This is a genomic window from Rathayibacter sp. VKM Ac-2857 (genome assembly GCF_013205025.1).
Classification (GTDB): domain Bacteria; phylum Actinomycetota; class Actinomycetes; order Actinomycetales; family Microbacteriaceae; genus Rathayibacter.
Window position 1 is genome coordinate 685,407 of record NZ_JABMLE010000001.1, and the last position, 22,507, is coordinate 707,913.

Sequence of the window (22,507 nt, forward strand, 5' to 3'; positions counted from 1 at the left end):
GTGCCCGGTGTCAGGACCCCATGCCGGTCTGCGTCGCGAGAAGCCCGATGCCCGTCGCGACGGTCTGCCAGGCCGAGCCGCGCTGCTGGCGCAGCTCGCCGCCCTCCGCGAGGATCCGGATCTGCGTCGAGGCGTTGCCGGCCGCGATCTGCACGGTGCCGGTCGTCGTGCCGAGCGGGGTGTCCCCTCCGCCGAGCTGGTTCATCGTCACGGTGTCCTCGCCCGTGGAGCCGCGCACGACCGAGACCACGTCGAGCTCGTCGGTCCAGGCGGCGGTGATCGCGGTGCCGAGGGTCGAGCGGAGCACGACGGGCTCGCCGATCGCGATCGGATCGCCGTTGGCCGAGCGGGTGACCCCGGCGACGAGCACCGTCGCCTGCTGCCCGTCCTGCGCGAGCGCGAGCATGCGCGTGCCGTCGCGCGAGAGCGCGAACGAGGCGATCGACTCGATCTCCGGCCAGGCCGTGGCGACCTGGAGCGATCTCGATCCGTCGGACGAGTAGGCGACGAGCTGGTTCGGCGCGGCGGTGGGCACCGACCAGACGTAGCCGAAGGGGTCCATCCCGGGGGCGGCGAGACCGCTCCGGGCGTCGAGCAGCACGTCGTCGGCACCGGGGGTCACCAGAGAGACGCCGGCCCCCGTGAGGACGGCCGCGGACGCGCTCGAGTCGGCACCCCGCTGCTCCCCCAGCACCGCGGCCCGGGGCTCGAGCGCGGCGATCCGCTCGGACACGCCGGTCTCGGCGAGCCCCGAGGAGCCGAGGAAGCCGAACTCGCCGTCCGTCAGCACCAGCGGCCGGGTGTCCACCCGCGGCGAGGTCGGCAGGCCGGTGACCTCGCTCGGGACCTCGATCGGGTTCTGCTGCACCGAGAGGGACACTCCGGTGACGTTGGAGACGTTGGCCAGGCTCCGGCCGAGCTGGAGGGCCATCCGGCGCCACTGCCGCTCGTCGGCCTCGAGCGCCGCGGAGTTCAGGTCGACGACGGCCCGCTGCGCCTCGACCGGCACCGTCTCGGCGGCGAGCGCCGTCCCGGTCGGGAAGGCCGAGACGACGGCGGACGAGTCGCGGAGCCAGGGCGTCGGCCCGCGCAGCAGCTCCGTGACGATCGTGGTGCTCGTGGAGCTGTCGGCCCGCGAGGCGAACCAGCGCAGGTCCGGCACGAGGTAGCTGTAGCTCGGGTCGAAGAAGTAGAGCGCGTAGGTGGAGAAGACCTGCTCGAAGGTGGTCCGGTCGATGACGACGCCGCTGGGCGGCGCGCTGATGCGCCACTCGCCGTTCTCCTGCACGAAGCCGTAGTCGAGCTCGAGCGCGGCGGTGGTCGCGACCTCGGAGTAGACACCGGTCGCATCGACCTCGGCCACCGGCGTGATCGTCAGCGAGAGCGTCGAGGCGCCCGGCTGGGTCGAGGAGCGCTGGCCCTCGTCGACGGTGACGTGCTCGCTCGGCGTCCAGTCGGCTCCGGTGGAGAGGAACTCGCGGGCGATCTTGTAGTTGTTCTGCGGGCTGGACGCGGCGTCGATGAAGCCGGTGAGGATCTCGAGCTGGTCGGCGCCCTCGGCGGGGCCGGAGGGGAGGAAGTCGTACTGCAGGTCCTGCGGCGCGGTGTCGGGCTGCCCGACGCCGACGTCGCCGCCGCGCGGGATGCCCGCGCAGCCGACCACGGCGGCCAGCAGCAGGACAGCCGCCAGGGCGGACCGCAGGCGCCTCACGAGACGACCCCGTGCTCGGGGACGCCGTCGACGGGCGGCATCGGCAGCGGCGGCAGGACGATCGGGCCGGTGAACTCCTGCTCGCCGGCGTCGACGGGCGGCAGCGGGAGCGGCGAGGCGTCGATCCGCTCGCCGCGGCGGCGCGGGACGGTGAGCCGGAAGCAGGCGCCGCGGCCGGGCATCGACCAGACCTGCAGCCAGCCGTGGTGCAGCGCCGTGTCCTCCTGCGCGATCGAGAGGCCGAGCCCGGTGCCGCCGAGGGTGCGGCGGCGCGACGGGTCGGCGCGCCAGAAGCGGTCGAACACGCGGACCACCTCCTCGGAGCTCATCCCGTGACCGTAGTCGCGGACGGCGAGCGCCACCGCCGTCGCGTTGCTGTCGACGGTGACCACGATCTCGCGGCCGTCGCCGTGCTCGATCGCGTTGCCGAGCAGGTTCCGCACGATGCGGCGGATCCGCCGGGCGTCCATTTCGGCGTCGAAGTAGCCGCCGGGGGCGGAGAGCGTCAGCCGCGAGCCGTTCGCCTCGGCGATGCCCCGCATCCCCTCCATCTCCTCGCCGGCGAGCCGCACGAGGTTCACCGGCTCGAGCTCGAGCTCGGCCGAGCCGGCGTCGTGGCGCGAGATCTCGAGCAGGTCGGCGAGGAGGCTCTCGAAGCGGCCGATCTGGCCGTGCAGCAGCTCGACGGTCCGCTCGGCGACCGGCGGGAAGCCCTCGCGCTGGTCGTAGAGCACGTCGCCCGCGAGCTTCATCGTGGTCAGCGGGGTGCGCAGCTCGTGCGAGACGTCCGAGACGAAGCGCTGCTGCACGCGGCTGAGCGTCGCGAGCTCGCTGATCTGCTCCTGGAGGCTGTCGGCCATGCCGTTGAACGAGCGGGCGAGGGTCGCGATCACGTCCTGACCCTTCTCGGGGATGCGCACGTCGAAGTCGCCGGCGGCGAGGCGCTGGCTGGTCTCCGCCGCCACCCGCACGGGGGCGACCACGATCCGCACCACGACCCAGCTGACCGCGCCGATCAGGAGGATCAGCAGGATGCCGGCGACGTTGAGCACCTGCTGGACGAACTGCAGCGTGCGCTCCGCGTCCGCGAGCGAGTAGCCGATGTAGAGCTCGTAGCGCCCGGCGGAGCTCGGCAGCTCGATCGTCGAGCCGACGACGATGCCCGGGAGCTGCTGCCCGGCGGTGCCGAGGGTGACCGACTGCCAGTACTGCCCGTCCGCGCCGGCCTGCACGCGCTCGCGGAGGTCGTCGCTGATCACGCCGTTCTGCAGATCGCGGTTGTAGCTGTCCTGCGGGGCGAGCGAGGAGGCCTCCTGGTCCGGGGCGCGCACCACGGCGATGAGCGCGGAGGAGGAGGCGTCGCGCACCGCGGTGCGCACCGAGTTCATCACCTCCTCCATGTCCTGGCGGGTCGAGACGGTCGCCGCGTCGAGGTAGCCCTGGGCGGCGCGGGTCGCCCGCGAGGTGTCGCCGGTGACCTGGTTCAGCCGCGACTGGAAGAGGTTGTCGCTGATGCTGTACGAGAGGTACGCGCCCGTCGAGCCGATCGCGATGCCGCTGAGCAGCACCGTGATCGCGACGGCGCGGAACTGCAGCGAGCTCCGCCAGGCGCGGAGCACCCTCCGCGGCCAGCGCCGGACCGACGGCATCCGGAAGCGGCGGGTGAGGCTCACGTCAGCTCGAGAGGACGGAGCCGGCGCGGTAGCCGACGCCGCGCACGGTCATCACGATCCGCGGGTCGTCCGGGTCCTTCTCGACCTTCGCGCGCAGGCGCTGCACATGGACGTTCACGAGCCGGGTGTCGGCCTTGTAGTGGTAGCCCCAGACCTGCTCGAGCAGCATCTCGCGGGTGAAGACCTGCTGCGGCTTCGAGGCGAGCGCCAGGAGGAGGTCGAACTCGAGCGGCGTCAGGCCGATGCGGGTCTCGCCGCGGCGGACCTCGTGCCCGGCGACGTCGAGGCTGAGATCGCCGACCTGCAGCACGGCGTTGGCGGCGACCTGGGAGGGGCGCAGACGCGTCTTGATCCGCGCGACCAGCTCCTTGGGGTCGAACGGCTTGACCATGTAGTCGTCCGCGCCGGACTCGAGGCCCTGCACGACGTCGGAGGTGTCGGACTTGGCGGTCAGCATGATGATCGGGACGCCGGACTCGGCGCGGATCCGGCGGCAGACCTCGATGCCGTCGATGCCGGGCAGCATCAGGTCGAGCAGGACGAGGTCGGGCCGGGCCCGGCGGAAGGCCTCGAGGGCCCCCGTGCCGTCGGCGCAGAAGGAGACGTCCCAGTCCTCCGCGCGCAGGACGATGCCGATCATCTCGGCCAGGGCCGCATCGTCGTCGACCACCAGGATTCGCGCGCTCATGGGCCTCAGGCTAACCGACGCGGGTGGGAGCGCCGCCGCGCCGGGACCGGCGGGCCCGGGCGGGGCTGTGACAGCATGGGAGGGATGACCGACGCAGCTCAGTGGCCACCGCCCGCCGGGGCTCCGGAGGGCGCCGACGCGCGGCCGCCGGTGGCGCCGATCGCACCCGTCTTCTCCCCCTCTCCTGTCGCTCCCGTCTCCTGGGCGCCGCTCGCGGGGCCCGGTGGCCCGGCGGCACCGCAGGGCTGGACTCCCCCGCCCAAGCCGGGGCTCATCCCGCTGCGGCCGCTCGGCTTCGGCACCCTGCTCGGCGCTCCGTTCGCCGTGCTCCGCCGGAGCCCGCGCACCACACTCGGCGTCGCGCTGCTCGTGCAGGGGGTCGGCTCGGTGCTCGCCCTCCTGATCTACGGCGTCATCGCGGTCCTGGCGGTCGGCCGGGTGACCCAGGCCGAGATCGCCGACCGCGACGCCGTCGGCGCGGGATCGCTCGCGATCGTCGTGCTCGCCGCGCTGATCCCGCTCGCCGTCACCCTCGCGACCGGAGCGCTCGTCCAGGGCGTCGTCGTGCTGGAGGTGTCGCGCGCCGTCCTCGGCGAGCGGCCGACGCTCCGCGCACTGCTGGGCCGGCTCCGCGGGCGCTTCTGGGCACTGGTGGGCTGGACGGTCCTGCAGGGCGTCGGCGTCCTGGTGCTGGTGCTCGCCGCGGCGGCGCTCTCGGTGCCCCTCTTCCTCCTCGGCGGGCAGGACGCGGGGACGAGCGCGGTGATCGGCGGGATCCTGGTGCTGGTGCTCGCCGGCCTCGCCGCGACCGCGGTCGGGGTCTGGCTCGCGACGAAGCTCGCGCTGGTGCCGAGCCTGCTGGTGATCGAGCGGCTCCCGCTGCGCCGGGCCGTCGCGCGCTCCTGGCGCCTCGTGACCGGCGGGTTCTGGCGGACGTTCGGCGCGCTCGTCCTGATGGCGGTCATCATCCAGGCGGCCGGCCAGGTCGTCTCGACGCCGTTCAGCCTGCTGATCCCGATCGGCGGGGCACTGATCGCGCCGACCGATCCGAACGCGCAGATCGTCGCCTCGGTCGTGGTCGCCCTCCTCTCGGTCGCCGTCGGCCTGGTCGTCGGCGCCGTGGGCACGGTGCTGCAGTCGGCCGTCACCGGGCTGGTCTACCTCGATCGCCGGATCCGGCGCGAGGGCTTCGACCTCGTGCTGCTCCGCCACGTCGAGGAGCGCGCGGCCGGGCGCGACTCCCCCGATCCCTTCCCCGCGCCGCAGCGGACCGCGCCGTGATCCGGCTTGTCCTCGCCGCGGCTCCGCTCGACCCCGACGCCGAGGAGGCCCGGCGCCTGCTCCTGGAGGAGCTCGCCGATCCGCGCTACCGCGCCGCGGAGCCGAGCTGGTTCGACCGCCTGGTGCAGGCGGTGCGCGACTGGTTCACCTCGCTCACCCTGCCGAGCGACGGGGTCGGCGTGCCGTTCGCCGCGGTGATCGGCGTGGCCGTCCTGGTGGTGCTGGTCGTGCTGGCGCTCGTGATCGCGGGGCGCCCGCGGCTGCGGCGGCGCAGCGGCGTGGCCGGAGCGGTCCTGGCCGAGGACGACGGCCGCTCGGCCGCGGAGCTGCGCGCCCTCGCCGAGGCGGCGGCCGCGCGTGGCGACTGGGACGAGGCGCTGGTGGAGCGGTTCCGCGCCCTGGTGCGCGCCCTCGACGAGCGCACGATCCTGACCGTCTCGCCCGGGACGACCGCGCACGGCTTCTCCCACCGGGCCGCCGCCGTCTTCCCCGCCTCGTCCGACGCGCTCCAGCGCTCGGCGGACGACTTCGACCGGGTCCGCTACCTCGGCCTGCCCTGCGGACCCGCCGAGTACGAGCGCGTCGCCGCGCTCGACCGCGCGCTCGCGGCCGCGGCGACGCCGCTCGAGGCCCTCCGATGACCGCGCCGACCGGCTCCGCCGCGCCCGCCGACACCGTCTCGTCGCCGACCCTCGGCGCCCTGCTGCGCCGCGGCCGCGTCTGGGCGCTCCTCGCGGTGATCGTCGCGGTGGGCACGCTGCTGCTGACCGTGGCGACCGGCTCCCCCGTGCCCGCGGACGACCTCGACGTCGACAGCGCGGCACCGGACGGCGCCCGCGCGGTCGCCCAGGTGCTGCGCGACCAGGGGATCGACGTCGTCCGCGCCGACGGGCTCGACGAGGCCCTCGGCGCGCTCGGCCCGGGCAGCACCCTCCTGATCGACGACCCGGGGTCCGCCCTGGACGAGGAGCAGTACGCCCGGCTCGCGGACGAGGCCGGCACCGTCGTCCTCCTGGAGCCGACCGGCGCGGCGCTCGAGGCGCTGCTGCCCGGGGTCGCCTTCGCCGGCGCGCCGCAGGACGACGGCGTGCTCGCCGCCTCCTGCGCGCTGCCCGCCGCGGAGCGCGCCGGCGGGATCCCCGCGGGCGGCAGCACCTTCCGCGTCCTCGACGGCGGGGCGGTGGGCTGCTTCCCGTCCGGCGACGACGCCTTCGCGCTCGTCGCCGACTCCTCCGCCGCGGGTCAGGACGTCCTCGCCGTGGGCGACGCGGACCTCCTGCGCAACGGCACGATCGCCGAGGAGGGGCGCGCCGCCCTCGCGCTCGGCCTCCTCGGCGGCGAGGACCGGCTGGTCTGGTACCGAGCGGGGGCGGCCGACGCGACGACCGCATCCGTCGACCCGGCCGATCTCGCCCCGGGCTGGGTCACGCCGGCGCTGCTGCTCCTCGTCGGCGTCTTCGCCGCCTCGGCCGTCTGGCGCGGCCGGCGCTTCGGGCCGCTCGCCGTCGAGCCTCTGCCCGTCGTCGTGCACGCGAGCGAGACCGCTCGCGGCCGCGCCCGCCTCTACGCCCACGGCGCCACCCGGGTGCGCGCGCTCGACGCGCTGCGGATCGGCACGCTGCACCGCGCCGCCGCCGTGCTCGGCCTCGCCCCGTCCAGCGGAGTCGACGAGGTCGTCGCGGGCGCCGCCGCCCTGCTCGAGCGCGACCCGCGCGCCCTGCGCCGGCTCCTCGTCGACGACGAGCCCGCCGACGACGCGGCGCTCGTCGCCGCCTCGGACGAGCTCCTGCGCTTCGAGAGCGCGCTCCGCGCCGCCCGCGCACCCCGCCTCGACACCGATCGACGCGACACCGCACGACGCGACACCGCACGACCCGACTCCGCACGACCCGACCACGAACGACCGGAAGGCCCCCTCCGATGAGCGACTCCTCCCTCCCTCCGATCGCGGACGACGAGCTCCGCCGCGAGCTCGACCGCGTCCGCACCGAGGTCGGCCGCGCCGTCGTCGGCCAGGACGGCGCCGTCTCCGGACTGCTGATCGCGCTGCTGGCGGGCGGGCACGTCCTGCTCGAGGGCGTCCCCGGCGTCGCCAAGACCCTGCTCGTGCGCGCGCTCTCGGTCTCGCTCGGCCTCGACACGCGGCGCGTGCAGTTCACCCCCGATCTGATGCCCGGCGACATCACCGGCTCCCTCGTCTACGACGCCTCGACCTCGGGCTTCGCCTTCCGCGAGGGACCGGTCTTCACCAACCTGCTGCTCGCGGACGAGATCAACCGCACCCCGCCGAAGACGCAGGCCGCGCTGCTCGAGGCGATGGAGGAGCGCCAGGTCAGCGTCGACGGCCGGACCCTCGCCCTCCCCGATCCCTTCCTGGTCGCGGCGACGCAGAACCCGGTCGAGTACGAGGGCACCTACCTGCTCCCCGAGGCGCAGCTCGACCGCTTCCTGCTCAAGCTGGTGCTCGACGTGCCGCCGCGGGACGTCGAGGTCGAGGTGCTCGCACGCCACGCGGCGGGCTTCGACCCGCGCGACCTCGCCGCTGCCGGCGTCCACCCGGTGCTGGACGCGGGGCGCCTGCGCGCGGCGCAGGCCTCCGTCCGCCGGGTCGGTGCGGGCCCGGACGTGCTCGGCTACATCGTCGACCTCGCCCGGGCGACCCGCGAGAGCCCGAGCGTGAAGCTCGGCGTCAGCCCGCGCGGATCGACGGCGCTGCTCGCCGCGAGCCGCGCCTGGGCCTGGCTCAACGGCTACGGCTCGATCACTCCCGACCACGTGCAGGCGATGGTGCTGCCGGTGCTGCGGCACCGGATGCAGCTCCAGCCCGAGGCGGAGCTCGAGGGCGTGCGCACGGAGGCCGTCCTCGGCGGCATCCTGCAGCAGGTCCGCGTCCCGGTCTGAGCCGTGCACCTCACCGGACGCTCCGTCCTCGTCCTCCTCGTCGGCCTCGTGCCGGTCGTCCTGCTCGGGCGCCGGGCCGAGGTCGCCTTCGCCGTGCTCGGGCTCTGGCTGCTGGTCTGGCTGATCCTGGTCGGCGTCGACCTGGCCGTGGCCGGCTCCGCCCGCGCCGTGGTGCTGGAGCGGCGGACGCCCGACCGGGTGCGGCTCGGCGAGCGCGCGGAGGCGACGCTGCTGATCACGAACACGGGGCGGCGGCGGATCACCGGCGTCGTCCGCGACGCCTGGGAGCCCTCGGCCGGCGCCCTCTCGACCCGCTCGCCGCTGCGGCTCCCACCCGGGGAGCGCCGCGCGATCCGCACCGTGCTCGAGCCGCGCCGCCGCGGGGAGCGCCGGGCGCTGCACGCGACGATCCGCTCGAACGGGATCCTCGGGCTGGCCGGCCGGCAGGCCACGCTCGCCGCGCCCGCGGTCGTCCGGGTGCTGCCGCCGTTCCGCTCCCGCCGCCACCTGCCCTCTCGCCTCGCCCGCCTCCGCGAGCTGGAGGGCCGCACCAGCCTGATGATCCGCGGCCAGGGCACCGAGTTCGACAGCCTCCGCGAGTACGTCCGCGGCGACGACGTCCGCTCGCTGGACTGGCGTGCCACCGCGCGGCGCCGCGAGCCCGTGGTCCGCACCTGGCGCCCCGAGCGCGACCGGCGGGTGGTGATCGTGCTCGACAGCGGCCGCACCTCCGCCGCCCGGATCGAGGACGAGCCGCGCCTGGACACCGCGATCGAGGCGTCCCTGCTGCTGTCTGCGCTGGCCGCCTCGGCCGGCGACCGCGTGGACGTCCTGGCCTTCGACCGCGCCCGGCGCGCCCGCGTCCACGGCGCGACCGGCACCGAGGTGCTGAGCCGCGTCGTCGATGCGCTCGCCCCGGTGCAGCCGCAGCTGATCGAGACCGACTGGTCGGCCGTGCCCGGGCAGGTGCGCACCCTGGTGTCGCAGCGCTCGCTCGTCGTCCTGCTGACCGCGCTCGACTCCGTGGGCGCGGCGGAGGGCCTGCTCGCCGTCCTGCCCCAGCTCACCCGGCGGCACACCGTCGTCGTCGCCTGCGCGATCGACCCGGAGCTGGCGCGGATGGCCGCCGACCGCAGCGACCGCGGCGCGGTCTACACGGCCGCGGCCGCGGAGCGCTCGCTCGCCGACGCGGACCGGCTCGCCGCGGCCGTGCGGCGGCTCGGCGGCGACGTCGTGCTCGCCTCGCCGGAGAAGCTGCCGCCCGCCCTGGCCGACCGCTACCTCGCGCTGAAGGCCACCGGCCGGCTCTGACGCCGGCGCGTCGGTCCGGATCCCCCGCTCAGGCCTCGCTGATGCTGCGCGAGCCCGCGTCGAAGCGGCCGAGGTCGCCGGTCTCCCCCGCCCGGACGGCCCGGCGGCCGAGCACCAGGAAGTAGGCGATGAAGCCGCCCAGCGCGAGCGCGCCGATGCCGATCTTCAGCCACCACGGCCACGGCGCCGGCGTCACGAAGCCCTCGATCACGCCCGAGACGAGCAGCACGAAGACCAGCCCGATCGCGACGGTGAACAGGCTCCGCGCGTCCTCCGCGAGCGCCTGCCCGCGGGTGCGCGGACCCGGCGCGATCCAGGCCCAGAAGATCCGCAGGCCGGCCGCCGCGGCGACGAACACCGCCGTCAGCTCGAGCAGGCCGTGCGGGAGGATGTAGAGGAAGAAGGTGTCGCCCTCGCCGACGTGGAACATCACGGCGACCGAGGTGCCGAGGTTCTGCGCGTTCTGCAGCAGGATGTACGGCACGTAGACGCCGACAATGCCGAAGGCGACGCACTGCGCCGCGATCCAGGCGTTGTTCGTCCAGACCTGGCCGGCGAAGGACGCCGCCGGGTTCTCGGAGTAGTAGTCGACGAAGTCCTCCTGCGCGAAGCGGCGCAGCTGCTCGTCGTCGCCGAGCGCGGCGAGCAGGCGCGGATCGCCGAGGATCCAGACCGCGAAGAGCCCGGCGACCAGCACGGTGGCGAGCGCGACCGCCAGGGTCAGCCAGCGGATCCGGTAGAGCGCGGCGGGGAGCGAGACGACCACGAAGCGGGCGACGGCGGCGAGCGGCTCCTCCCGGGTGCCGGTGAGCCTCCCTCGCGCCCGCGAGAGCGAGACGGCGAGGCGGGTGCCGACGGCGGTCGAGCCCGCGGTCGAGGAGATCGCGGCGAGATCGGCGGAGGCGGACTGGTAGCGCTCCACGAGCTCGTCGGCCTCGCCGCCGGTCAGCCGGCGCTTGCGCGCGAGCACGTCGAGGCGGGTCCACTGGGCGCTGCGCGCGGCCGAGAGAGCGTCGATGTCCATCTGCTGAGATGATAGCCGGGGCCGACGACCGAGGGAGCTGCTGCATGTCCGACGACCGCGACGACGCCGGCTTCGACGGTGCAGGCCTCGTGACGGGCGAGGCGATCGCCCTCGAGATCCCCGTCACCTCGTTCGTCCTGCGGGCCGCCGGCGCGATCATCGACCTCGTCGCCGAGGTCCTGCTCGCCTTCGGCCTGTTCTACCTGGTCGCCGTGCTCGCGGGCGACGGCGGGCTCGATCCCGCCGCCTCGGCCGCCGTCGCGATCGCCGCCCTCGTGGTCTCCATCGTGCTCGTGCCCGTCGCCGTCGAGACCGCGACGCGCGGGCGCTCGCTCGGCAAGCTCGCCGTCGGCGCCCGCGTGGTCCGCGACGACGGCGGCGCGATCGGCTTCCGCCACGCACTCGTGCGCGGGCTCACCGGCGTGCTCGAGATCGTGATGACGGCGGGCGGGCTCGCCGCGGTCGTCGGACTGCTGTCGAGCCGCTCCCGCCGCCTCGGCGACGTGCTCGCCGGCACCCACAGTCAGCTCGAGCGGGTGCCGGCCGCGCCGCCGCTCGTCGTCGAGGTCCCCGCGCCGCTCGCGGGCTGGGCAGCGACCGCGGACGTGGCTCGGCTGCCGGACAATCTCGCGCGGCGGCTGGCGCAGTTCCTCCGCCAGCGCTCGGGCATGACCGAGCCGTCGCGCTCGCAGCTCGCCGCCGCCCTCGCCCAGGAGGCCGCGCCCTTCGTCTCGCCGCTGCCGGCCGCGCCCGCCGAGGACTTCCTGCTCGCCGTGGCCGCGCTCCGCCGTCGGCGCGAGGAGCGGGCGCTGCAGCTCGTCGACCGGCACATCGCGAGGCTCGCGCCGGTGCTGGCGGACGCGCCGCGCGGCTTCCCCGTGCGCGACGAGGCGGGAGCCGGGCCGGTCGCCGAGCCCGCTCAGGCCGACGGCGGCTCGAGGTAGCGGACCGTCTCCCAGCCCCGGGGCACCAGCAGCCGGCGGTCGTGCTCGGCGCACAGGTCGTAGCCGTGCGGATCGGGCTGCGGGCTCAACGGCCCGACGGCGACGAGGGAGTCGCGGTAGTCGTAGGTCAGCGTCACGACCGCGGGGAGGCTGCACCCGGTGCGCGAGCACTGCCGTCCGTCCATCGCGCCACAGTAGCAACAGGCTCCGGGGCAATAAGCTGGTCCAATGCCCCGCGCACGCCGTTCCACCGCTCGTCAGGCGAGCTCGGTGCGCGGCGGCTCGCGCGATCGGCACGGCCGCGGCATCCGCGGTGCCGTCACCGGTCCGCACCTGCCGCCGCTGCAGACCCGGGCGGACTTCTTCGAGACGACCATCGGCTCGGCCTTCGACTACCTCCGCGGCGCCTGGCCGGACGAGCTGGCCGGCATCCGCGTCGACCTCGCCTCGACGCCGGACGTCGATCCGGCGCGACTGGAGGGCACGGGCATCGCCCGCTGGCGCGTGGACCACGCGGCCCGGCGCATCACGCTCTACCGCGTGCCGATCGAGCGGCTGGCCAAGCTGCACCACCGCGACGAGTGGCACCAGCGGATGATGATCGAGAGCTACGTCTTCCGCGCCGTCGCCGAGCTGCTCGGCCGCGATCCGTGGGACATCTCCCCGGACCGCTTCCGGCACCACTGACCCGGCCGGCACGGCTGACGAGACCGGCACCGCCGGCCGGGGGCCGCTCGCTCGGCTCCGGCGGCCCTCAGTGCGAGTAGACGGTGACCGGCGAGGACAGCGGCCCCGGCGGCACGATCGCGTAGCCCGCGATCCGCCCGTCGCTCGCGATCGAGACCGAGGCCTGAACGGGCTGATCGCTCGTCACGACCACGGAGTCGGCGCCGAGCTCGGCGGACACCGAGGCGAACGGACCGACGTCGAGCGTGCGCGATCCCGCCTCCGACTCGAGCTGCACCGACGCCGAGGTGTCGCTGCCGTTGGTCAGGTGCAGCACGGCCCCGGGCTCGCCGGTGTTGCCGACGCCGAACGGCAGCTCGGTCGCGGTCCCGGAGACGAACCAGGCGAAGTCGGTGCCGGCCGAGCCGGTCGACGTCGTGCGGCCGGCCGCGACGACCGGCTGGTCCGAGGTGAGCGTGACGCGGTAGGAGCCGTCCGCGAGACCGGAGAGCGGGACCTCGCCGACCCGGCCGGCGGGGACGACCACCTGGGTCGAGGTGCCGATCCCGCTCGGGTCCTCGTTCGCGACCTCGATCGAGACGGTGCTGTCCGCCTCGCCGGGCGCGAGGATCCGCAGGACCGGGGTGCCCTCGCCGCCGGTCCCGTCGTCGCCGGCGGTATCCGCCGGAGGTGAGGCGACGGTGAAGCCGGAGACGACGGTGAGGGTCGAGGGCGCCGCCGCGGGTCCCGTGGTCTCGACGCCCTGGGGGGTCAGTCCGGAGATGGCGCTGCTCTGCACGCTCGCCGCGATCTCGCCGCCGCGCGCGGTCATCCGGACGACGGGCTGGACGACGTCCGGAGCGAGCCCGGCGAGCGGAAGGGCACGGACGGTGCCGGCGGGGACGACGATGCCGGTGGCGCCCGTCGCGGAGACGACGCCGTTCTCGCCGTAGAGGGCGAGGTCCACGGTGGCCGCGACCTCGCTGGGGTTCGCGAGGACGACCACCGATGTCCGGCCGACGTCGGTCGACCCGGCGACGAGCCAGCTGTCGGCCGAGGGCTCCGCGCAGCCGAGCGCGGAGAGGCCGGAGAGCTGCTCGGTCGCGATCGACTGGGTCGTCACTCCGCCGGGGGTCGGGTCGGACTCCGCGGGGACGTCGAGCCGGGTGACGCCGGTCCCGGGGGCGGCCACGTCGGCCTCCTCGAGGGCCGACGGGTCGCCGGTCGAGTCCCGGGGCCAGATCGAGATCCCGGAGTCCGCGAGGGCGCGGAGCTCCTCGGGGTCGCTCGCGTCGATCAGGTCGCCCGCGCAGACCAGGGTGCTGTCGGCCGCCACCGGAGTGACGACGACGCCATCGGCGGCGACGGTCGCCAGCGGCGTCGGCAGGATCTGCGGCAGCACGACGGCGGCCGCGGCCAGAGCGAGGCCCGCGGCACCGGCGGCGCTGCGGAGCACGGTCCGGCGGTGACGGGCGGCCGAGACCGGCCGGTCACGCGACGTCGGCCGCTCCGACGACGCCGGCTTCGAGGCGCCGCGCTCGGCACGCCGCTCGGCGCGGGAGGGGCGGGACGGGGGCTGCGTCATGCGCTTCTCCTGGGCGGCGGGATCAGGCGTCGCGGAATCGGGCTTCGCGGAATCGGGCTCGGAGGAATCGGGCTTCGCCGCAGCCGGCGTTGAGGGATCGGGCTGCGAGGGATCGGGCGTCACCGAATCGGGCGTCGAGGGATCAGGCATCGTCGGTCCCGTCGTCGAACTGGCCGGTGGCCTCACCGGGCTCGTCGTCGATCCCGGCGACGGCGGCTCCCGAGCGGGAGCGCTCGAGCGAGAGGCCGGTGGGGACGGCGAGCAGGAACGCGACCAGGAACACGATGAGCAGGGCGATCGTATAGGCGACGCCGAACGGACCGACGACGCCCTGCGGCGCCGCGTCGATCCGCGTGCCCTCGGTGTCGACCGCGGTCCAGAGCAGGCCGTACTGGGTGTCGCCGACCGCGGAGAACGCCGCGTTGCCGTCGAGGGAGACCGCGGCGCGGGCGCTGACGGCCGAGGCGGCGTCGCCGGCCTCGGTGCTGGTCGGCGGGGCGAGCACGACGAAGCGGACACCGAGGTCCTGCAGGGCCGTGCCGATGTCGTAGCCGGTCCGCGAGACGAGGTTGCCGGCGAGCTCGTCGATCGCGTCGGTCCGCTCGGTGCCGGTCGCGGCGAGCGTCGACTGCTGGTCGAGGGTCGCTCCTGCACCGCGCTCGAGGCGCGCGAGGATCCCGCCGTCCGACTGCGGGACGAGCACGATCGTGCCCACCCGCGGCTCGTTCAGCGCCTCCGCGGCGACGTAGGCCGGCAGCGAGCGGTCGGAGCCGGCCGTGGTGACCGACGCGAAGCCCGTGGGGAAGAGGACGGCCAGCGGAGCGACCGCGACGATCGCGGCGGCCGTGACGACCAGCGCGGGCACGGGGCGGTAGGAGGGCAGCGCCGTGACCGAGAGCGAGAAGCCGACGACCAGGCCCAGCCAGTACAGGCTGAGGCCCGTCCCGCTCCAGACCGCGACCGTCTCGGAGCCGGTGGTGGCGACCTGGATGCCCTGCGCGAGCGCCGCGGTGAGCAGCCCGGCGGCGGCCACGCCGACTCCGCCGAGGGCCGAGAGGTTGTTCGGCAGCAGCAGGGCCGCGAGAGCCGAGATCACCAGCGGCAGGACGAGGACCGCGGTCGCCAGGCCGGCCGCCGCGGCGGGGATGCCGAGACCGCCGAGGAACCCGAGCCAGCCGGTCGTGAAGCCGGACGGGAAGCCCGCGACGAGCGAGAAGAAGTCCGCGCGGACGGAGGGCAGCGGCACACCGGGGTCGGCGAGGATCGCGAACCAGTCGCCGCGCTGGGCGTGCGCGACGATGATCGGGAAGAGCAGTGCGAGCGCCGGGATCGGCAGCCCGGCGAAGCGCCCGATCCGGCGCCCCGAGGTGGCCAGCACAACGATCCAGATCACCGCGAGCGGCACGGCCAGCACCGGGGCACAGGCGACGACCGCCGCCGCGAGGATCGAGGCGGTCGCCGACGACGACCACGAGCGGTAGGCGCCGAAGCCGGCGAAGAAGAGCCAGGGCAGCAGGACGTGCACGAGGATCGCGGCCGGGCGGCCCTCGGACTGGGCCGCGAAGAAGGCGGGGGCGAGCAGGTAGACGAAGGCGCCGGCGCCGCGCGCGATCGGCCGCGCGGTGAGGCGGGCGATCATCATCCAGGCGCCCATCGTGGCCAGCGGCAGCGCGGTCAGGTAGAGCAGGACGATCGAGAAGCTCGGCGCCCAGAAGGTCAGCGAGCCGAGCACGGCGAGCACCGCGGCGAACGGGTCCGCCGCGCCGATGAAGCCGGAGCCGAGATCGCGCCAGCCGTAGGCGGCGTTGCGCCACAGCTCGCCGACCGACGGCGAGAGGGTCAGCAGGCCACCGCCGCTCATGGCGGTAGCGGCGATCAGGCGCGTGTAGACGATCAGGCCGGCCAGGGCCGCGACCAGGACGATCCAGACTCCCCCGCCCTGGAAGAAGTGCAGCGGGTGCCGCTCGCGGCTCGCCTGCACCCGGACGGCGTCGTGCCGGACCGAGCGGAGCTGCCGGACCACGTCGAGCGGGATGCGCAGCGGGGCGATCGCCTTCCAGCCGACGTTCTTCGACGAGCGGAGGACCTTCCTGGCGTGGAAGACCTTGGTGCCGCCGAACGCGACGACGAAGGCGGCGAGCAACTCGCCGCCGACCAGGCCGGGCTGCTTGCGCAGGAGCCGGACGGCGGCGCGTCCGACGGCGAGCGGCACGAGCGACAGCCAGTGCACGACGAGGAGGGCGACCGGGGCGTAGGCGAGGCGGCGGTGCAGCTGCGCGGTGCGGTGCTGACGGGCGCGCCGGCGCTCTCCGCTGTCGATCCGCCGGCCGTCGGGCCGCTGGAGTCCGATGCGGGCGGTGGTCACGCGGGCGTCGGGGACGCGGCTGACCCGGTGCCCGGCGAGGCGGGTGCGGATCGAGAAGTCGAGGGCGTCGTCGACGACGGGCAGTCCGGGGTCGAAGCCGCCGAGCTCCTCCCAGAGCGCGTGCCGCACGAGCATGCCGCCCGCGGCGACGGCGAGCACGTCGGGTGTGGCGTCGTGCTGGCCCTGGTCCAGCTCGTCCTCGACGAGGTGGACGGTGGTGCCGTAGTTGGTGATCGACTCGCCGTAGCTGCGGATGTAGCCGGAGCGGGTCCAGTCCATCACCTTCGGCCCGGCGACCGCCACGGAGGGAGCGACCTCGACCGCACCGAGGAGCGCGGCGAGCGCACCCGGCTCAGGAGCGGAGTCGGCGGCGAGCAGCCACAGCCACTCGTCCTCCCCCGTCGGCGCCTGCATGACGCGCACGGCGCGGCCGACGGCCTGGCCGAACGGGAGGTTCTCGGCGACCTGCACGAACTGCGTCGGGCCCCAGCCGGAGAGCAGCTCGCCGGTCGCGTCCTTCGAGCCGCCGTCGACGAACACGGTCGCATCGGGCTGACGGGTCTGGGCCCGCAGCGCCGCGAGGGTTCGATCCAGGTAGGCCGCGCCGTTGTGCGCGACCAGGACGGCGGTGACTCGTGGATACATCGCGGACCACCCTAAGCGATGGGCGCACGGCGCCCTGCGGCGGCTCGCCGCCCCCGACGGGTCGGGGCCGTCACGCCCGGCGGCGCAGCTTGCGGCGCTCGCGCTCGGAGAGACCGCCCCAGATGCCGAAGCGCTCGTCGTTCTCCAGCGCGTACTCGAGGCACTGGGCCCGGACCTCGCAGGAGGTGCAGATCTTCTTCGCGTCGCGCGTCGATCCGCCCTTCTCGGGGAAGAACGCCTCGGGGTCGGTCTGCGCGCAGAGCGAGTCGACCTGCCACGACAGCACGCCACCGGGCGCCTGGCTGTCGGAGTCGATGCCCTGGCGGACACCGGGGACGCCGAGCCGGACCGGATCGACGAACCAGTCCTCCGGGACCGCCCGCATCTCGGAGCCGTTGCCGCCGCCGATGTCACTTCCGGAGACGCTGTCGGGAATCGCCATACCGTCTCCTACCCCGCCCGCGAACATGATCGGCGGCCGGCTCCTCCCGGAGCGACTGCCTCAGTAATTACATCGGTGTCATTCGCTGAGGTCAAGTCGCGGACCATAAACCCTCAACCCGCCGTGGAGGGTTCACGACACACCGGCGTGTCGCGACCGTGTCGAAGCTCGCGGCGGGCGTCAGGTCGTCGCGGCGCTCCGGGCGCGCCAGGCGCTCTCGACCATCTCGGCGACCGTGTGGCGCATCTCCCAGCCGAGGTCGCGGGCGGCGGTCTCGCCCGAGGCGACGATGCGGGGCGGGTCGCCCGGGCGGCGCGGGGCGACCTCGGGGGTGAAGGCGATGCCGGTGCTGTCGGCGATCGCGGTCATGATCTCGCCGACCGAGGCGCCGGAGCCGCTGCCCAGGTTGTAGACCGGATCGATCGGCTCGCCGCCGGCCAGGCGGCGGGCCGCCGCGACGTGGGCGAGGGCGAGATCGGCGACGTGGATGTAGTCGCGGACGCAGGTGCCGTCCGGAGTCGGGTAGTCGTCGCCGTTGATCCGCGGCGTGCGGCCGGCCAGAAGGGCCTCGAAGACGAGCGGGAAGAGGTTGTGCGGGCTGGTGTCGTAGACGTCCGGGTAGCCGGAGCCGACGACGTTGAAGTAGCGGAGCGAGGCGTGACGCACCCCGTGGGCGCGGCCGGCGTCGGCGAGCAGCCACTCGCCGATCAGCTTCGACTCGCCGTAGGGCGACTCCGGGCTCTTCGGGGTGCTCTCCGTCACGAGCTCGACGTCGACCGCGCCGTAGACCGCGGCGCTGGAGGAGAACACGATCGAGCGGACGCCGGCGCGCTCCATGGCGGCGAGCACGCGCATCGTGCCGGTGACGTTCTGCTCGTAGGTGTGCAGCGGGCGCTGCACCGAGACCCCCGCGTACTTGAAGCCGGCGACGTGCACGACGCCCTCGATGTCGTGCTGCGCGAAGACCTCGTCCAGCAGCGCCTCGTCGAGGATCGAGCCGCGGTGGAACGGCACGCCCTCGGGGACGAAGCCCTCGTGGCCGGACGACAGGTCGTCGAGGACGACGGGGTCGATGCCCTGCTCGGCGAACGCGCGCACCACGTGCGCTCCGATGTACCCGGCGCCGCCGGTGACCAGCCATGCCATGTGGATCCTCCTCGATGACGGAGCGCCGCGCGCGCACCGACGCCACCCTAGCGGCGGGGCGGAGAGGCCGTTATGGCGGGAAGTCGCGGTGTCGCGATATCCTGCCGTCGTGCTCAGCTCCGTCGCCGTCCTCGCCCTGCCCGGGGTCGCCCCGTTCGAGTTCGGCGTGGTCTGCGAGGTCTTCGGGATCGACCGGCGCGACCACGGCGGACCGGTCTTCGACTTCCGCATCGCGACCGCGGATCCGGGGCCGGTGCGCACTTCCCTCGGCTTCGACCTGATGATCGCCGACGGCCTCGACGCGGCCGAGGACGCCGATCTGATCGCCGTGCCCGCGCATCCGGTCGGCCCCGTCGACCCGCGGGTGCTCGCTCTGCTGCGCCGCGCCCACGAGCGGGGAGCGTGGATCCTCAGCGTGTGCAGCGGTGCCTTCGTGCTGGCCGAGGCGGGACTGCTCGAGGGCCGGCGGGCGACCACCCACTGGATGCACGCCGACGAGCTCGCCCGGCGCTACCCGGCGGTCGAGGTCGACCCGGACGTCCTGTTCGTGCAGGAGGGGCGGATCATCACCGGCGCCGGGACCGCGGCGGGGATCGACGCCTGCCTGCACGTCGTCCGCGAGGAGCTCGGTGCCGCGGCGGCGAACGTGGTCGCGCGCCGGATGGTGGTGCCGCCGCAGCGCCACGGCGGGCAGGCGCAGTTCATCCGCACGCCGATGCCGGAGGCGCGCGCGGACTCGCTCGCCGAGGTCACCGAGTGGATGCTGCGCCACCTCGACGAGGAGCTGAGCATCGACGTCCTCGCGCGGCGCGCGCTGATGTCGCCGCGGACGTTCGCCCGCCGCTTCCGCGCCGACCTGGGAACGACGCCGCTGGCCTGGCTGAACCGCCAGCGCCTCCTGCGCGCCCAGCAGCTGCTGGAGGAGTCCGACCTCACCCTCGAGGCGATCGCCGTCCGCGTCGGCTTCGGCACCGCCGCCGTCCTCCGCCACCACTTCACCCGCGTGCTGCAGACGACGCCGGCGGCCTACCGCCGCACCTTCGCGCCGGCGGCCGCGGCCGCCTCCTGACCATCGGGACCACCGGCACAGGCGGGCTCGATCACGTGGGTCTCGATACGCCCTGCGGGCTACTCGACCAGCATGGTGCGCCCTGCGCGCTGCTCGACCAGCATGGATCGCGCTGCGCGCTGCTCGACCAGCAGGGGAGAGCACATCCGCGAGAGGCACGGCGGTCCATGCTGATCGAGTAGCCCGCGCAGCGGGCGTATCGAGATCCGCGCCCGCAAGAACGACGGGCTGACGGAAGCGGGTCTCGATACGCGCTGCGCGCTACTCGACCAGCATGGTCGGGGCGCCCCGCGGCCTCTCCCCCACCACCGAGACGCGAACCTCATGCTGATCGAGTAGCCCGCGCAGCGGGCGTATCGAGATCCCCCACCGCAAGAACGGCGGGCCGAAGAGCCGCCCGTCAGACCGTGGCGACGAAAAGGGTGCCGCGGCCGGTCACCGAGAGGGCGCGCTCGGACGGCGTGACGTAGACGCTGCCCCCGCGCTCGACGGTCACGGAGCCCTCGGCGCCCTGCACGGTGAACGACCCGGCGGTGGCGATCGCGATGGCCGGACCGTCGAGCTCGACGCGCACCGGCTCGTCCGAGGTCGGCTCGACGACGGCGAGCAGGAAGTCCGGCACGTCCGGCCGGTACACGCGCAGGCCCGGCGCCGGCTCCTCGGCCGGCAGATACGGCACCGGCAGCGGCGAGAACTCGAGCACGCTCACCAGCTCGGGCACGTCGATGTGCTTGGGCGTGAGCCCGCCGCGCAGCACGTTGTCGGAGGCGGCCATCAGCTCGACGCCCGTGCCCGCAAGGTACGCGTGGATGTTGCCGGCGGGCAGGTAGAGCACCTCGCCGCGCGCGAGCCGCACGCGGTTGAGCAGCAGCGAGAGCACGACGCCCGGATCGCCCGGGTAGGCCTCGGCGAGCGAGAGCACCGTCGCGGTCTCGAGGCGGTCGTCGCCCTCCGACGCTCCCACCACGGCCGCGATCAGCGCCGCGACCTCCGCGCGGTCGCCGTCGGCCAGCAGCCACGAGACGGCCCGGCGGAGCACGACCGCCGGCTCGCCCGCGAGCTCCGCGGCGAAGCGCGTGATCGCCGCCGCCTGCTCCCCCGCGGCGCGACCGGCCAGCTCGGCCAGCAGCGCGCGGGTGCCCTCGAGCTCGCGGAACCCGCAGAGGGCGTCGAAGCTCTCGGTGAGCGCGTAGATCAGCTCGGGCTTGTGGAACGGGTCCTTGTAGTTGCGCTCGGCCGCGTCGCGCGGGACGCCGGCCTCGTCCTCCTCGACGAAGCGGCGCTGCGCCGTCTCGGACGAGGGGTGGGCCTGCAGCGAGAGCGGCGCCCCCGCCGCGAGGATCTTGAGCAGGAACGGCAGCCGCGGCGCTCCGGACACGGGATCGACCGAGCCGGCGACTCCGGCGAGCGCCGCGTCGGGCTCGCGGGCGATCCACTCGGCGAGGGTCGACGCGCCGACGGAGGCGGGGTCGAGGAGGCGGGCCGGCGAGCCCGGGTGCGCCCCCAGCCACAGCTCCGCTTCGGGACGGCCGGACGGCGCGATGCCGAGGGCGTCCGAGATGCCGGTGAGCGAGCCCCAGGCGTAGTCGCGGGGGGTGTTGCCGATCGGGATGAACACGGCGAGGGCCTTCCGTTCCGGGGCGGTGTGCGAGTCGGCACCGTCCGGATCCTGCCGGGGCGGGCCGGGCCCGACGCTAGCAGGATCTACAAGAGCGGCCCCGGAGGAGCGGCCGCCGCTTGGCGCCGATCGCCAGCGTCCGCGCCGCCCGGGCACCCCCTTCGTATCCTGGGAGGAGCCGCACCGCCGCCGCTCCTGCGGGCCGAGTCGCTGCGCGCCCGAGCGATGGAGCGATGGACCATGGACAGCACGACCTTCGAACTGCTCAGTGCCGACTTCTACGGCTTCGAGTCGCGGCTCACCCCCGCGGAGAAGGAGCTCCTCGTGGGCGTCCGCGCCTTCCTCGAGGAGCAGGTCCGGCCGATCGCCGACGAGTACTGGGAGCGCGCCGAGTTCCCCCGGCAGCTCATCCCCGGGATCCACGCCACCGGCGTGATCGGCCTCTCCTGGCCCGAGACGCGCGCGATCGAGAACTCGTCGGTGTTCCGCGGCTGGGTCGCTCTCGAGTTCGGCCGGGTCGACGCGAGCATCGCCACCTACGTCGGCGTGCAGAACGGCCTCGTGATGGGGACGGTCGGCGTCGCCGGCTCGGAGGAGCAGCGCGCCGAGTGGCTGCCCAAGCTCGCCTCGGGCGAGGTGATCGGCGCCTTCGGCCTCACCGAGCCGCACTCCGGCTCCGACTCCGCGCAGGGCCTGCGCACCACCGCCCGCCGCGAGGGCGACACCTGGATCCTCGACGGCGAGAAGCGCTGGATCGGCAACGCGACCTTCAGCGACGTCACCGTGATCTGGGCGAAGGACATCGCCGACGGCCAGGTGAAGGGCTTCCTCGTCCCGACGTCCACGCCGGGCTACCGCGCCACGGCCATCGCCCGCAAGCAGAGCCTGCGGACCGTGCAGAACGCCGACATCGTGCTCGAGGGGGTGCGCGTGCCGGAGTCGCTGCGACTGCAGGGCTCGAACTCGTTCCGCGACACCGCGAAGGTCCTCCGCCTGACCCGCGCCGAGGTGGCCTGGCAGGCGATCGGCGTCGCGATCGGCGCCTACGACGCCGCCCTGCGCTACGCCCGCGAGCGCGTGCAGTTCGGCAAGCCGCTGGTCGGCCACCAGCTGGTGCAGGACCTGCTGGTCAAGAGCATCGGCAACATCACCGCGAGCATCGCCCTGGCCACCCGGGTCTCCGAGATGCTCGACGCGGGCGAGCAGCGCGACGAGCACTCCGCCCTCGCCAAGGCGTACACGACGGCGCGGATGCGCGAGACGGTCGCCTGGTGCCGCGAGGTGATGGGCGGCAACGGCATCGTCCTCGACTACGGGGTGGCCCGGTTCTTCGCCGACGCGGAGGCGCTCTACTCCTACGAGGGCACCCGGGAGATGAACACGCTGATCGTGGGCCGCGCGATCACGGGCAGCGCGGCGTTCGTCTGAGCAGCGGCCC

The 22,507-nt window shown here is 74.7% G+C and carries 19 protein-coding genes; 9 read left to right on the forward strand and 10 right to left on the reverse strand.

Annotation, left to right across the window (positions count from 1 at the left end; translation table 11 throughout):
- Positions 1 to 10: 10 nt before the first annotated feature.
- Genes HQQ86_RS03080 through mtrA form a run of 3 tightly spaced genes read right to left on the reverse strand, consistent with a single transcriptional unit; the run spans position 11 to position 4,072 of the window.
- Positions 11 to 1,711 (reverse strand): GerMN domain-containing protein, encoded by a 1,701-nt coding sequence (locus HQQ86_RS03080; RefSeq protein ID WP_173286365.1) that lies wholly within the window; start codon positions 1,709 to 1,711, stop codon positions 11 to 13.
- The gene (mtrB, locus tag HQQ86_RS03085) at positions 1,708 to 3,384 is read right to left on the reverse strand and encodes an MtrAB system histidine kinase MtrB (RefSeq protein WP_367948534.1); all 1,677 of its coding nucleotides are present in this window, start codon (positions 3,382 to 3,384) and stop codon (positions 1,708 to 1,710) included. The genes HQQ86_RS03080 and mtrB overlap by 4 nt, the downstream gene beginning before the upstream one ends.
- Position 3,385: 1 nt before the next feature.
- Positions 3,386 to 4,072, reverse strand: a complete 687-nt coding sequence (mtrA, locus tag HQQ86_RS03090; protein ID WP_160088143.1) for an MtrAB system response regulator MtrA — start codon at positions 4,070 to 4,072, stop codon at positions 3,386 to 3,388.
- An 84-nt stretch (positions 4,073 to 4,156) separates the two neighbouring features.
- On the opposite strand from mtrA, the gene HQQ86_RS03095 reads away from it, so the two are divergent.
- The 5 genes from HQQ86_RS03095 to HQQ86_RS03115 are packed head-to-tail and all read left to right on the forward strand — an operon-like array spanning position 4,157 to position 9,565.
- Complete coding sequence (locus HQQ86_RS03095; RefSeq protein ID WP_173286368.1) at positions 4,157 to 5,353, forward strand: hypothetical protein; 1,197 nt, start codon at positions 4,157 to 4,159, stop codon at positions 5,351 to 5,353.
- Positions 5,350 to 5,994, forward strand: a complete 645-nt coding sequence (locus HQQ86_RS03100; protein ID WP_173286370.1) for a DUF4129 domain-containing protein — start codon at positions 5,350 to 5,352, stop codon at positions 5,992 to 5,994. The genes HQQ86_RS03095 and HQQ86_RS03100 overlap by 4 nt, the downstream gene beginning before the upstream one ends.
- The gene (locus HQQ86_RS03105) at positions 5,991 to 7,277 is read left to right on the forward strand and encodes a DUF4350 domain-containing protein (protein WP_173286372.1); all 1,287 of its coding nucleotides are present in this window, start codon (positions 5,991 to 5,993) and stop codon (positions 7,275 to 7,277) included. The genes HQQ86_RS03100 and HQQ86_RS03105 overlap by 4 nt, the downstream gene beginning before the upstream one ends.
- Positions 7,274 to 8,254, forward strand: a complete 981-nt coding sequence (locus HQQ86_RS03110; RefSeq protein WP_173286374.1) for a MoxR family ATPase — start codon at positions 7,274 to 7,276, stop codon at positions 8,252 to 8,254. The genes HQQ86_RS03105 and HQQ86_RS03110 overlap by 4 nt, the downstream gene beginning before the upstream one ends.
- 3 nt (positions 8,255 to 8,257) lie before the next feature.
- A complete protein-coding gene (locus tag HQQ86_RS03115; RefSeq protein ID WP_173286376.1) occupies positions 8,258 to 9,565 on the forward strand; it encodes a DUF58 domain-containing protein in 1,308 nt (435 codons plus the stop codon).
- A gap of 28 nt (positions 9,566 to 9,593) precedes the next feature.
- Here HQQ86_RS03115 and HQQ86_RS03120 read toward each other — a convergent pair whose 3' ends face one another.
- A complete protein-coding gene (locus HQQ86_RS03120) occupies positions 9,594 to 10,589 on the reverse strand; it encodes a stage II sporulation protein M (RefSeq protein ID WP_173286378.1) in 996 nt (331 codons plus the stop codon).
- Positions 10,590 to 10,633: 44 nt separating this feature from the next.
- Here HQQ86_RS03120 and HQQ86_RS03125 point away from each other — a divergent pair, with 44 nt between their 5' ends.
- Positions 10,634 to 11,533, forward strand: a complete 900-nt coding sequence (locus HQQ86_RS03125; RefSeq protein WP_173286380.1) for an RDD family protein — start codon at positions 10,634 to 10,636, stop codon at positions 11,531 to 11,533.
- Here the strand turns inward: HQQ86_RS03125 and HQQ86_RS03130 are convergent.
- On the reverse strand, positions 11,509 to 11,718 hold the full coding sequence (locus tag HQQ86_RS03130) for a DUF3499 family protein (protein ID WP_173286382.1): 210 nt from the start codon (positions 11,716 to 11,718) through the stop codon (positions 11,509 to 11,511). The two genes, HQQ86_RS03125 and HQQ86_RS03130, sit on opposite strands and share 25 nt — an antisense overlap.
- Positions 11,719 to 11,761: 43 nt before the next feature.
- Here HQQ86_RS03130 and HQQ86_RS03135 point away from each other — a divergent pair, with 43 nt between their 5' ends.
- Complete coding sequence (locus HQQ86_RS03135; protein ID WP_173286384.1) at positions 11,762 to 12,220, forward strand: metallopeptidase family protein; 459 nt, start codon at positions 11,762 to 11,764, stop codon at positions 12,218 to 12,220.
- Positions 12,221 to 12,287: 67 nt separating this feature from the next.
- Here the strand turns inward: HQQ86_RS03135 and HQQ86_RS03140 are convergent, their stop codons facing one another.
- The 4 genes from HQQ86_RS03140 to galE form a co-directional block, all read right to left on the reverse strand.
- Positions 12,288 to 13,784, reverse strand: coding sequence for a DUF5719 family protein (locus tag HQQ86_RS03140; RefSeq protein WP_173286386.1), 1,497 nt, complete (start codon positions 13,782 to 13,784; stop codon positions 12,288 to 12,290).
- A 142-nt stretch (positions 13,785 to 13,926) separates the two neighbouring features.
- Positions 13,927 to 16,794, reverse strand: coding sequence for a glycosyltransferase family 2 protein (locus HQQ86_RS03145; RefSeq protein WP_173286388.1), 2,868 nt, complete (start codon positions 16,792 to 16,794; stop codon positions 13,927 to 13,929).
- Between the two features lie 70 nt (positions 16,795 to 16,864).
- Positions 16,865 to 17,179, reverse strand: coding sequence for a WhiB family transcriptional regulator (locus HQQ86_RS03150; RefSeq protein WP_173250975.1), 315 nt, complete (start codon positions 17,177 to 17,179; stop codon positions 16,865 to 16,867).
- A 237-nt stretch (positions 17,180 to 17,416) separates the two neighbouring features.
- Positions 17,417 to 18,382, reverse strand: coding sequence for a UDP-glucose 4-epimerase GalE (gene galE / locus HQQ86_RS03155; protein WP_173286390.1), 966 nt, complete (start codon positions 18,380 to 18,382; stop codon positions 17,417 to 17,419).
- A 109-nt stretch (positions 18,383 to 18,491) separates the two neighbouring features.
- Here galE and HQQ86_RS03160 point away from each other — a divergent pair, with 109 nt between their 5' ends.
- Positions 18,492 to 19,451: a helix-turn-helix domain-containing protein gene (locus HQQ86_RS03160; RefSeq protein ID WP_173286393.1), complete on the forward strand. Its 960-nt coding sequence runs from the start codon at positions 18,492 to 18,494 to the stop codon at positions 19,449 to 19,451.
- Positions 19,452 to 19,851: 400 nt separating this feature from the next.
- Here HQQ86_RS03160 and manA read toward each other — a convergent pair whose 3' ends face one another.
- Entirely contained in the window at positions 19,852 to 21,069 is a 1,218-nt protein-coding gene (gene manA / locus HQQ86_RS03165) for a mannose-6-phosphate isomerase, class I (protein ID WP_173286395.1), read from the reverse strand.
- A gap of 240 nt (positions 21,070 to 21,309) precedes the next feature.
- On the opposite strand from manA, the gene HQQ86_RS03170 reads away from it, so the two are divergent.
- Positions 21,310 to 22,497: an acyl-CoA dehydrogenase family protein gene (locus HQQ86_RS03170; protein WP_173286398.1), complete on the forward strand. Its 1,188-nt coding sequence runs from the start codon at positions 21,310 to 21,312 to the stop codon at positions 22,495 to 22,497.
- Positions 22,498 to 22,507: the final 10 nt, after the last annotated feature.